Origin of the sequence: Salipaludibacillus sp. CF4.18 (assembly GCF_051262595.1) — a bacterium.
GTDB classification, from domain to species: Bacteria; Bacillota; Bacilli; order Bacillales; family Salisediminibacteriaceae; genus Salipaludibacillus; species Salipaludibacillus neizhouensis.
This window is the reverse complement of the sequence record NZ_JBIMEV010000090.1, coordinates 1-11,214: the sequence shown is the minus strand read 5'-3', so window position 1 is coordinate 11,214 and position 11,214 is coordinate 1. Positions and strand designations below refer to the sequence as shown.

General features: G+C 37.3%; 12 protein-coding genes and 2 pseudogenes. 3 read left to right on the top strand and 11 right to left on the bottom strand.

The window, feature by feature from the left end; genetic code table 11:
- Together ACHABW_RS24715 and ACHABW_RS24710 are read left to right on the top strand one after the other, a co-directional pair.
- The coding region (locus ACHABW_RS24715; protein ID WP_435759551.1) for an HI0074 family nucleotidyltransferase substrate-binding subunit at positions 1-232 on the top strand (232 nt) is incomplete at its 5' end.
- A gap of 952 nt (positions 233-1,184) precedes the next feature.
- A pseudogene (locus tag ACHABW_RS24710) lies at positions 1,185-2,538 on the top strand (transposase).
- A gap of 134 nt (positions 2,539-2,672) precedes the next feature.
- On the opposite strand, the gene ACHABW_RS24705 reads toward ACHABW_RS24710, so the two are convergent.
- The 6 genes from ACHABW_RS24705 to ACHABW_RS24680 all read right to left on the bottom strand — a co-directional run bounded on the left by ACHABW_RS24705 (position 2,673) and on the right by ACHABW_RS24680 (position 8,180).
- Entirely contained in the window at positions 2,673-4,070 is a 1,398-nt protein-coding gene (locus ACHABW_RS24705) for a M20 family metallopeptidase (protein ID WP_435759549.1), read from the bottom strand.
- Between the two features lie 101 nt (positions 4,071-4,171).
- Positions 4,172-5,605, bottom strand: coding sequence for a YfcC family protein (locus ACHABW_RS24700; protein WP_435759548.1), 1,434 nt, complete (start codon positions 5,603-5,605; stop codon positions 4,172-4,174).
- 451 nt (positions 5,606-6,056) lie between these two features.
- Positions 6,057-7,244 (bottom strand): ROK family transcriptional regulator, encoded by a 1,188-nt coding sequence (locus tag ACHABW_RS24695; RefSeq protein WP_435759546.1) that lies wholly within the window; start codon positions 7,242-7,244, stop codon positions 6,057-6,059.
- A 177-nt stretch (positions 7,245-7,421) separates the two neighbouring features.
- Positions 7,422-7,700 carry a hypothetical protein gene (locus ACHABW_RS24690; RefSeq protein WP_435759544.1) on the bottom strand — a complete coding sequence of 93 codons (279 nt, stop codon included), beginning with the start codon at positions 7,698-7,700 and terminating at the stop codon, positions 7,422-7,424.
- A 128-nt stretch (positions 7,701-7,828) separates the two neighbouring features.
- On the bottom strand, positions 7,829-7,906 hold the full coding sequence (locus ACHABW_RS24685) for a transposase domain-containing protein (protein WP_435759555.1): 78 nt from the start codon (positions 7,904-7,906) through the stop codon (positions 7,829-7,831).
- A 64-nt stretch (positions 7,907-7,970) separates the two neighbouring features.
- On the bottom strand, positions 7,971-8,180 hold the full coding sequence (locus ACHABW_RS24680) for an IS66 family transposase (protein ID WP_435759542.1): 210 nt from the start codon (positions 8,178-8,180) through the stop codon (positions 7,971-7,973).
- A gap of 155 nt (positions 8,181-8,335) precedes the next feature.
- Between ACHABW_RS24680 and ACHABW_RS24675 the strand changes: the two genes are divergently transcribed.
- The gene (locus ACHABW_RS24675) at positions 8,336-8,587 is read left to right on the top strand and encodes a transposase domain-containing protein (protein ID WP_435759557.1); all 252 of its coding nucleotides are present in this window, start codon (positions 8,336-8,338) and stop codon (positions 8,585-8,587) included.
- A gap of 29 nt (positions 8,588-8,616) precedes the next feature.
- On the opposite strand, the gene tnpB is transcribed toward ACHABW_RS24675, so the two are convergent.
- From tnpB to ACHABW_RS24650, 5 genes and pseudogenes are all read right to left on the bottom strand, one after another.
- Positions 8,617-8,937 carry an IS66 family insertion sequence element accessory protein TnpB gene (tnpB, locus tag ACHABW_RS24670; protein ID WP_435759540.1) on the bottom strand — a complete coding sequence of 107 codons (321 nt, stop codon included), beginning with the start codon at positions 8,935-8,937 and terminating at the stop codon, positions 8,617-8,619.
- A gap of 39 nt (positions 8,938-8,976) precedes the next feature.
- A complete protein-coding gene (gene tnpA, locus ACHABW_RS24665; protein ID WP_435759538.1) occupies positions 8,977-9,261 on the bottom strand; it encodes an IS66 family insertion sequence element accessory protein TnpA in 285 nt (94 codons plus the stop codon).
- A 59-nt stretch (positions 9,262-9,320) separates the two neighbouring features.
- Positions 9,321-10,211 carry an NlpC/P60 family protein gene (locus tag ACHABW_RS24660; protein ID WP_435759536.1) on the bottom strand — a complete coding sequence of 297 codons (891 nt, stop codon included), beginning with the start codon at positions 10,209-10,211 and terminating at the stop codon, positions 9,321-9,323.
- A pseudogene (locus ACHABW_RS24655) lies at positions 10,211-10,369 on the bottom strand (hypothetical protein); the annotation flags it as partial. The gene ACHABW_RS24660 and the pseudogene ACHABW_RS24655, both read right to left, overlap by 1 nt.
- A gap of 207 nt (positions 10,370-10,576) precedes the next feature.
- Complete coding sequence (locus ACHABW_RS24650; RefSeq protein WP_435759553.1) at positions 10,577-10,864, bottom strand: group II intron reverse transcriptase/maturase; 288 nt, start codon at positions 10,862-10,864, stop codon at positions 10,577-10,579.
- Positions 10,865-11,214: the final 350 nt, after the last annotated feature.

Genomic DNA, 11,214 nt, shown 5'->3' with positions numbered 1-11,214 from the left:
AGGTATTACTGAAATAAAAAGTCCTAGGACAACGATAAGAGAGGCATTTGCATATGGTTTGATTGAAGACGGGGAACAATGGATTGATATGATGGTAGATCGGAATAAAACCTCTCATCTTTATGATGAAGAAGAGGCTAAACTAATATATGAAAAAGTAAAAAATAATTATAGTTACCTTTTGTCCAACTTGAGTAACAAGTTAGAAGATGAAATCAAAAAAATTAAGTGATAATTTATTTTAGAGAAACTACGAAATAATGAAATAACAGAAAAAGAAACTGTATCAGCAGTTTGAAAATATTTGAATACTTTCACCCAAAAGGTTCTTTCCTTTTGGGTTTTGAGAGGTATATTCTAGTAAATGTTCCAGCGATTACTAATCGTGTACATAATAAGAATATAAAAAAACTGAGAAAACATTTAACCTAAAGAAAGATAAAAAGAAGACCAAGGAGCAAATTTAGAGGCTGCTGAACAAAACGCTCTATAATTAGTTTTTAAATGAAATTCGAGTTCTTCTTAATTTCCACGACACTTTGTGCATTTAAAGGGATTTTTTTAATTTTTTTAATAGCACTAACTGGTGGGGGAATGATTTTTAACTTAATGTTAAAAGTTGGATTTCAAAGGGAAAGACCAGGGAAATGAGCTACATTGAGGTATTCGGATATTCATTCGAGTTAGCTTCATACAGCTTTTCAAGTGGACATACGATGCGAACTATTCTTCTGTTTTCATTTTTTATCTTTTTAATTTATTTATATCTGAGGAATGTTACGTTAAGATTATTTTTGTACTTCATATGTATCGTTATTTTGCTTTAAGTGGGGTTTTTATAGGGGCACACTTTCCTTGCTTGATCTAAATATAAGTTAGTCACCACTTCCATTTCTTGCATTGCGGAGTTTGCTCGTTCACTTGCATTTTCCTCAATGGAACCTTTCAAAACGAAAAACATGCTAGTAGAAACTTGTATGTATAACAATAATAAGAGCTGTGAAAGACACGACTAATTTTGTATTAATTTTTCGAAACATATTATTCCTCCTGTGTGAATGAATTTCATAATTATTAACCCTTACACACCAAGGGTTTCAAGACACAAAAAAGGAAGTACCTCCCCAAGTCCTGTATAATGGTAGTTAACGACAACAACCAAAAAGACTGGAGGAGTACTCCCTATGGCCATTATACGACAAACGAGCTTATTTAGCATTCAAGACTTAGATGATATGGAACCTACCGACCGATATGATGCGATCATTTTGGTCATTGATCTTCATCGTATTTATAGGAACGTCGGTAAAACGTCTCTCCTTGGTGCACCGGAAGAATTAAATCTTCCGGCCATGATTATTTCTTGTTTCGTTCCATTTGTGGAAGGTATCCATACCATTAAAAATCTCGTGAAACGGCTGAATGACGATCTTGCTTTTAAACGGAATTGCGGGTTCTTAGTTTCAGACGCCACTCCTTCTGAAGCATCCTATTCTCGACTTCTAACGAAACTAAGTGAATCGAATGTTCTAGAAGAAGTCCAAGAAAAAGTCATTCTTCAAGCGATGCTAGAAGGCTTTATCACCGATGACACGGTTGCGATTGATTCGACCCACTTTAAAGCTCGTGACCAAGCGCCACCAAAAGAAGAAACTCCAAAAGTAGACCCTAAAAAACGAGGTCGCAAGTCGAAAGAAGAGCGTGAAAAATGGCTCAGAGAAAAGACAGAAATTGAAGCGAATAAACCTCTATATGAAAAAAAGATAGAAGATCAATTGGACGTTCTATTAGACGAATTGCGTGCTGACGTTCCTCAAGACCCAAAATGGGGTGTGAAAAACAGCGAAGGTAAAAATGTCTTCTGGTATGGTTATAAAGGGCATTTAGCCGTTGGGACATCAAGCCATTATATCTTACAGTCCCTCCTTTCCTCAGGGAATTTAAACGATGGAAAAGCAGCCATTCCGTTATTAAAGGGCATCGATGAGCGTTTATCCGATCTCTCTTTGACCTATCAAACGATGGATGCAGGCTATGATTATGATGCCATTTACGAGCAGGTACACCGTATGGGACAACAATCTATCATTGCCTATAACAAGCGAAATGAAGGAGAAACATTAGGTTTTGATAAACATTTTTCACCCACGTTGTTTTCGAGAGCATTCCTATCGTTATGATAGTTTCGACGCCAAATATGAAACCTTAAAATATACAAAACCAAAAGAATGTAAAGACTGTCCACTAGCTAATGGCATTTGTCAAAAGGTATATAAGATAAAAATCACAATAGACCTCCTAAAATATACAGCACCAGCACGAGGATCAAACGTGTGGAAGACCATTTTCAAGCGCCGTTCTGCAGTAGAACGTGTGAACGGATATCTAAAAGAATATTTTCAACTGAACAACGTTCGTCATCGCACGGGTAAACGCGCAAAAGTTCACTTTGACATAATCACGCTTATTTATAATGCTTCAAAATTAGCCGGCGATCGTATAAATGCTAGGTTTAATCATCACCAACAAGTCGCTTAATAGAAATTTTTAAAATTGACTTTTAACTTTCTGGACGTTTTTGCATTTTTAAAAAAGCAATTATGAAATTGATTCATGTAACTGTATAGACATTCTAACAATATAAACTTTGTAACATGTATCCATCTAAACTATTACTTACCCACTCCAGGTTTTACTTCATCGGGAATAGGACACATATATGTTTCATCTTCTAATGTGGCTTTAAAATCCTCTTTAACATTTATTAGAAGTTGCCCATCTTGTAATATTTCAACAGTAGTTGCTGCCATTACCTTACCAGCTTGCCACATTCCCTTATGACCAATCGATGACCCTACTTGAGCAACAGCCTGCCATGTGTGAAGTGAGGTGCCATTTGCAACACATGTAGTTAGGCATTGCGCAGTAGGAGTTACCCAGCTGACATCAGCTACATCGGTTGAGCCGGTCATTTGTTTTTGAAACTCTTGCGATATAAAGACTTCGGTAAGTTCCTTATCAGCTAAACCTTTGCCCCGCACATCATTCTTTTCTGCTTCAGATAGTGTTTCACGAATGTCCCTAGCAAATTTCTTTTCTTCTTCGCTGAACTCCGCGCAACCCAATCGTTTAAAGTTTTCCTCCATTATACGATCTAGCGTAGCGTTCTGAATAATGTTGGAAGTTCCACTATCAAACACAAAATCAACTTCTGTTTCCGTCATAAGTGCGGCACCCTCTGCTATTTTACGGACCCTTTGAAAAATCTCATCCACTTGAGGTACTTTTGGTGCTCGAATCAAATACAATACTTCTGCCTCGGATTGGACCACATTTGGAGAAAATCCCCCCGTATTTGTCACCGCATAATGAATTCTCGCATCTTGAATGATGTGTTCGCGCAAGTAATTTACACCAACATTCATTAACTCAACTGCATCCAAAGCACTTCTTCCAAGGTGAGGAGCTGCTGCAGCATGAGCTGCCCGCCCCTTAAACTTAAAGTATACTTGATAGGTTGCTAGAGCATTCATCACAGCGATTCCGTTAACAGGTGCGGGGTGCCATGTTAAGGCAAAATCCACATCGGCAAACACACCGTCTCGCACCATGAACGTTTTTCCGTCCCCACTCTCTTCTGCTGGACATCCATAATACCTTACAGTACCGGGTAAATGATGTTTCTCCATATATTCTTTTACCGCCACTGCAGCAGCAAATGAGCCAGTACCTAATAAATTATGACCACACCCATGTCCGTTTGCTCCTTGGACGATAGGACTTTTAACTGAAACCCCTTTTTGTTGACTCAGTCCAGCAAGCGCATCGTACTCACCTAGAATGGCCACAACAGGCTTCCCGCTACCGTAACTCCCGACAAAAGCTGTATCCATCCCGGATATACCTTTCTTAACTTTAAATCCTTGTTCTTCTAACCGTTTACATAAAAGTTCTGCAGAACGATTTTCCTCAAAACTTGTTTCAGCATAATCCCATATATTATTACTTACGTCAATAAACAAATCACGTTTATTCTCGATCATTTCATCCACTTGTTTTATGTAATCCATCGAATCACTCCATCCATTAGATTTCCTTTCGTGGACAAACTTACGATCATCTAATGAATAACAATAGAAGATCGGAGTTTATCCAATTAATATTTTGTGAATTAGGCTGTCCAAATAAACAGATGAGCAATCATAACAAATATGCCGCCCAATACGAACTGGATTAAAAATAGTGGCCAAAGAAATTTCACCCATTTTACATACGATATCCCAGCCATCGCTAATCCTGCCAGAAGAATGCCAGCTGTTGGTGCAATAATATTTGTTAGGCCATCTCCCAATTGAAAGGCTAGTACAGCAGTTTGTCGGTTAACACCTAATAAATCAGCTAAAGGAGTCATAATCGGCATTGTTAACGCCGCTTGTCCACTTCCAGAACCAACTAATAGATTCATAATACATTGGGTGATATACATGCCAATAACGGCAAAATCATTTGGTAATTTAGATACTACGCTTGTAATTCCATATAAAATAGTATCAATCGTGCTACTGTCTTGAGCTATAACAACTGCACCATAAGCAAATCCAACAACTAGTGCTCCTACTACTAACTCTTCACAACCTTTAACAAATGTCTTGGCAATTTCATTTACACCCATTTTTGCAATTATCCCCATGGCAATACACATAATTAAAAACACGGAAGAGATTTGCACAATGTACCAGCCAAAATGATATACACCTATTGACAATGTAATCAAGGTAGCAACTAAAACCCCAAGTATAATCAATTGTCTTGTAGATAGAGATTGTTGACGAATCTGTTCTAAATTAATCTCTCTTTTTTGATCTTCTTGATAAACTAGGCTTTTGGTTGGGGTGTCTTTAACTTTTTTAGCGTAAAGCATTACATACGCTATACTGACGACTACAAAAATAAACCAAAAAACCATTCTTACTCCCATACCAGAAAATAATGGTAATTCTGCTATCCCCTGTGCCACACCCACTGTAAACGGATTCATAAAGCCGGTCGTAAAACCTGCCATTACCCCAACAAAAACAATTGCTGTTGCAACCATAGAATCAAAACCTATTGCAATAACAAGAGGTATCAAGATTAAAATAAAAGGCAATGTTTCTTCAAACATTCCTACTGCTCCTCCCAATATCGCAAAAAAGACCATGATTACTGGGATCAAATACATTTCTTTTCCAACAAGTTTTGTTGAGATCTTTCCAAAAGCTCCTTCAATAGCGTTAGTACCACGCAGAATATTGAATGCCCCACCTACAATAAAAATGAAGAAAATAATCGATCCTCCTTCGACCATTCCCCTATGGATAACCTCAAATATACCAATAAAGTCATTCGGATTAGATTCCACTGTTTGGTAGGTATCATTAACAACAATTGTTTGCCCTTTTTCGTTTGTTGTCCTTTCATATTCACCCGCAGGAATAATATAAGTACTGATAGCCATGATAATGATTACAGCAAATAAAATAACAAAAGCATGTGGTGATTCCATTTTTTTCTGTTGTTTCGTTACTTTGTGATTTAGCTCCTCTTCCTTTTTAAATTCATGCATTGACCTTTTCTCCTTTGTATTTTATTATGTTTTTCCAAAAATCAAAAAGAATATGACATTATCAACCTTCATTGAAAACGCATACAGTACTTTATTCAATTATCTTTCTAAACTGCAACAGTTAATCGTGTTGGTAAACACTAACGCTACTTTTAACATTAGAACTTTAAATGATTTTCGTTAAAAGTGGGTAAAAAAATAGGTGATTTCAATTATCAATGTTTGGCATGAACTACTATTGATTCACATAAATCACTCCTATCTTTTAAAGATAACTTTTACCGAATTTCACACAAAGTATATATGAGTTTTCTGAATGTTTACCGTTGTTAGAATGTAACAAAAAAACTGTCATTCGTCAATCTTAATTATTAGATTTTTTTGACAATAAGATTACTATCCAATCACTTTTAACCATAAAACCTAACTTTTCATCATGTTCTTGAAAAGTTTAGGTTTGATTAAAAGAATAGAATACGAAAATTCCAGCCCCCACAGCTATTGCATTATCTCCTGAAGTGACTTTACTAATTCTCACTTGCCCTCTCTTATCTAAGTGTTTGTTTAACGATTCAACTACTTTTTCATAATAATTTGGATATTCATTAATAAGGGGTCCGTCTAAAATAACGAACTCAGTATCAAGTAAATTGACAATATTTGCAACCCCCACACCAAGGCAAAAAGCAGATTTTAAGACGTTATCTTTTGTTATTACATTTTCTTGTTTCAAAAACTGAATAATATCATCAATTGGAGCCTCTTCCAGATTTCTATCCCCTCCATGTTCGGTAGAGTATTTTCCCTTGACTTCTTTCATGACTGAGTAGGGTGACGTATATGAAATAAGGCATCCTCTTTTTCCACAAGAACATTGTCGTCCATTTATATCAATAACCATATGATCATATATACTAGTATTTTCCGTTTTAGATCTTATCAGTTCCCCGTTTGTGATAACTCCACATCCTATTACTCTACTACTAATACAATAAAGAATATTTTCAACTTGCGGTGAAACGTTTTTAAACTTAGCAAGTACAGCAGCATCTGATGCATTTTCTAAAATAATTCTGACCGGAAATTCCTTTTTCAGAGTTTCAACAATATGGACATTCTCCCATCCAGGAGCAAAGGGGGATTCTTTTAGTACAATAATTCCTTTCGTCCTATCCAACATCCCAACCGCTCCGATTCCGATCCCTAGTAACTGATCAAAAGCAATTTGATACTTCTCCAGAAAAGATTGAATAGTTTCTTTTATCTTTAAGATAGAAATATGCGGTGTATGCAAAGCTGTAACAAGAAATTCTTCTTTTTCAATTACATTGTAAAGTAGATCAACTAAAACAATTTTTATTGTAAAACGGATAATTTGTATACCAACCATATAACTACACGTTGATTTAATATGATAAAGAATAGGGGGCCTTCCACCAGTAGAAGGTCCTCTACCACATTCAAGAATATAGTCTTTTTTCAATAATTCATCAATTTTGTCTGTTAATGTAGCTGGTTTTAATTTCATTTTTTCTAATAATTCTGCCTTTGAAATTGGTCCAAATTGTTGAATTAATAGATAGATTTCTTTTAAGATACGATTATTAGGAGTTCTATCTCCTATAAACTCTTTAAACATATCATCCCTCCACAGCAATCCAACTCAACTACTAAAGAATTATAATTAAATTTTATTTTTTAAAAAAAGCCTTAATATAATTCTAAATCCTACATCAATATACTAACCTTGTCATTATTTTAACCAAAATAGCTCAAAATAAGAAAAAACGGCCAAACCCGCCCGGTCCTTTTTTGGCTAGAGCTTATCCGATATGTTGTACTCCATTCCATGTACCCCTTTATAATACTCAGGGTACATCTCTCCACCACACTTTTCACATGCAAACATAGGTGGAACACTTGGATCTCCCGGATCCATTTCATCGAAATCACGAACGATTGAATATGGAATGTCTTCCTTCTCATAACACATCAAACAAACAAAGCTGACGTGTTTCGGGTTCATACCTACATTCTTCTTTTTTCTTTTCATTTTTCGGTGCTTCGATACCGGTGAGATAAGCGTAAGCGTCAAATAATCCACCTTCTAATGAGATCGGGATTATTTTATACTTTATTTAGATTGATTTGGCACCTTGCAAAAGTCAGGTAAGTCTGCGGACCAAGGTAATACCCTGTCGATTTCAGAATCAGCTAGTTCTTCTATATTTGGAAGGATTCGAAAAGATACGTTAAATAGCGAAACGGATTCAAGTCTTTTTCTTTAGCGGTTTCGATCATACTATAAATGATGGCACTAGATCGAGCTCTCCTGGATGTATTACTAAACTTCCAATTTTTTCAATTATGTTCTTACGCACATAATTCCACCAATCACGAAAGGTTTTATGCTTCGTTCCGCCCGATTATTATCTACCTCTAATCTTCCATCCTTCAAGAATGTTTTGAGCTGGTCCATCTGATTTATACAATAGACGACAGCCTTACCTAAGGCACTTTTCGGTAATACTTTTGGTCTTGTGGCTCGAATCCATGCTGAAAAAGCATCCAGCAAAAGTTGCGCTCATCTAGACGTTCTTTATACACCTCATCAAAGGATAGATCGGTCTTTGAGCTCACGCTCTATATCAAAAATCTGGTTACAGAAATCCAATCCTTTCTGAGAAAGGGTTAAAGACGCGCATGGGCCCAACAGCCGGATAGGTGAACTTGAGGACCCAATTTGTTATAGCCTGGGATACCCATCATCATACAACTGAAGAATTGGAAGAGCGTGTGATCTCGCTTGAAAACAAGAATGCGGAGCTGACGGTCCAACTTAAATGGTATGAAGAACAATTCCGTCTTAGTCAGCAACGTCAATTCGGCTCTTCGAGCGAGAAAACCCCGGTGGTTAGTTCGGTTGAATTCTTCATACATAACTCTTTCGACAAACTCGGACTCATTCCTTTTTTTTATTGACATTTTATATCACTTTTTCTGCCTGTACTTTAGGGTGGGCACTCCTTTGATTGATCGGTAAGCCATCTTAACTGTCGATAGCTGATGGGCATAGGAGACTTTCGGTCTTCTTCCGGCCATGCAAAACGTCCTTCCTCCAACCTTCGGTAATGTAACCAGAAACCGTTGTGCTCCCATTTAAGAATTTTCAACTTATCACGTTTCCGATTACAAAAAACAAAAATAGAAGGAGAGAAAGGATCCAGATCGAACCCTTCTTGAACAATCGCCGCCAACCCATCAATGGATTTACGTAGATCTGTTATACCTTTAGCAAGATAGACATTTTCGACCTTTTGATCATTGATCATGAGGTTTTCAACACCTTGATGACATCTCGCAATATTGCTTCATGAAAATGAGCAGAAACATCCACCTTGACCCCCATGAACATCTATTGTGACGCCGCTTGTTTGAGCTTCATTTCTATTTTCTGCCTGTACTGAAACCGGTAACCACTTCGAAGATGATGATGTGACTTCAGAAGCTTCTCTTTTAAATTTCTTGAGCCAGTACTTGACTTGATGTTCCGTGATACCATCTTGTGTTTTAACCCATTTCGCAACACTTAACCGGCTAGCTTTAAATATCATTATTCGCTCTTCCCACAGTCGCCTGGTTTCTAATCGATCCATACGCGCGACACTCCTTTGAAATTAAATGCTAAGGAAATTATGGCAGAGCTTCTGTTTGTTTAGAAGGTGTAAAAGATTTGACGCTTACTTAAATAAAAAGGGAAATAATCCAGATACTTTTGAAGAACCACAAAGTTTCTCTTATCCAATCCGTTGCACACGTCCGTTAAATACATTTGACCAATAGCCATTTTCCATACTTTCAAAATTAACCCCTGTACTTGATTGTGCACCAATAAATTTTCCATCACCGGCATAGAACCTACATGACCATCTCGCTTATACGTATCGAAAAAAAACAAATCACCTGGTTGTATATCACTAACTGAAACACTTTGCCCCATATGTTTTAATGTGTCTGTTGTTACAGATTGTAACTCTCCTAGTTCTACACCAACTTCCTCAAAAGCCCAATGCACGAAACTAGAACAATCAAATATGCCTTCTTCTTGATCGTCTCTGTTTCTTCCTGCACCAAAAACATAGGTTGATTCTCCAATCCACTGTGTTCCCACTTGCACCAACTCACCGACTTTCCCACTCGGAAGATTATCAAAATCGATAGTCACATATCCGTCTACATAACTATCTGCCAAATCTAATACATCATCTACATACCAATCAGCACGATTATAAGCAAAAACGGCTCCTTCGACATCTCCATTTGTTGCACCATTAGCAGCGAGATAATGAGCTGCTGAAAAGACGGCATCTTCTATATCCCAAGGGTCCGCCCCACCATTACCAGTAGCATCTACACCATACCCTCCATATCTTTCAATTTCGTCTGTATCGATTTTTACACTGTCGGGGATGTTCCCACCCTGTCCATGTACAAGGCATAAAGTAGAGTAAGAACCCGCCGCCTTTTCATGTTCCCATGATAGGTTTCCAAGAACTCCTCCCCAAACCGTACGTACACCTCTCGACGTATACGGCTCTCCACTCATCAATCTAGCTTTCCATTGTGCAAGTTGAGGTGGCATTCTTTACAGAGTGCCATGGTTTTGCGGTTGCGTTCAATCATCCGCTTTTCCCATCTCTTCTTGCCTTTAAGGTCTTTTAGCTTTTTAACATGGTGTATTTCTAGTGGCAGGTTTTTCTTACCACACCACTCACATTGTTTCGCTAGTAGCCTCTTTTATCAGACCAGTTTTGTTATAGATGATGCTTTTTCCCGAAGGGATAGTGTTTATATTTTCTTCTTTAGAGACATATGATTGTTTCTTGAAGCCGTCTCTTGTAAAAGAAAGAAACCTTTTGCTGTTTCGTACCTTACAGCAAAATGACCGTCAATGCTGAATTTGTTTATTATCTATTTAACGCTAGATTTATATTTATTAGCGAACGTCTTATACATACTATATTCCATGATGTGTTTAAAGCTATCAAGTTTATAGACATTGTTTGCTAATCTGTAATAATGATATAAACCTCTTATTTCAGCGTTGTATGTTGATAATATCTCTAAATCGTCATTTTGAAGCAGATGCGCTCGGTGTGTTGACTTCCATTTGTTTGTGGCAGAGTCTATTTTCAACGCTTTATATTCAATCAGTTTGTTTCTCCAAACCTCATGTGGGAGTAAAAGTTCGCAACTCATTGTTCGGGTACGTTGCTTGTGTCCATTGGCTGTTGTTTTGGTCGTAAGGTTATCATGGCTAATTTTCACATCATACCCCAAGAATCTTGCCCTGTTCTTTGAATGAGTGATGAGTGTTTTTTCTTGAGATAGTTCTATCTTCAATTCATCCTTTAGGAACTGGGTTAAATCCTCTTTTATTCTCCTGCACTCCCCTTTATTCCCGATTACTCCGGTTAGGAGGCAAGTAGACCACTGGAACCTCCCCAGTAGTCTCTCTCAGAACCGGACGTGAACCTCTCAGCTCATCCGGCTCCCATTATTCAGCCGTAGGTTTGATACCTATATCCCAATGTTTGAAGAGTTTAGGA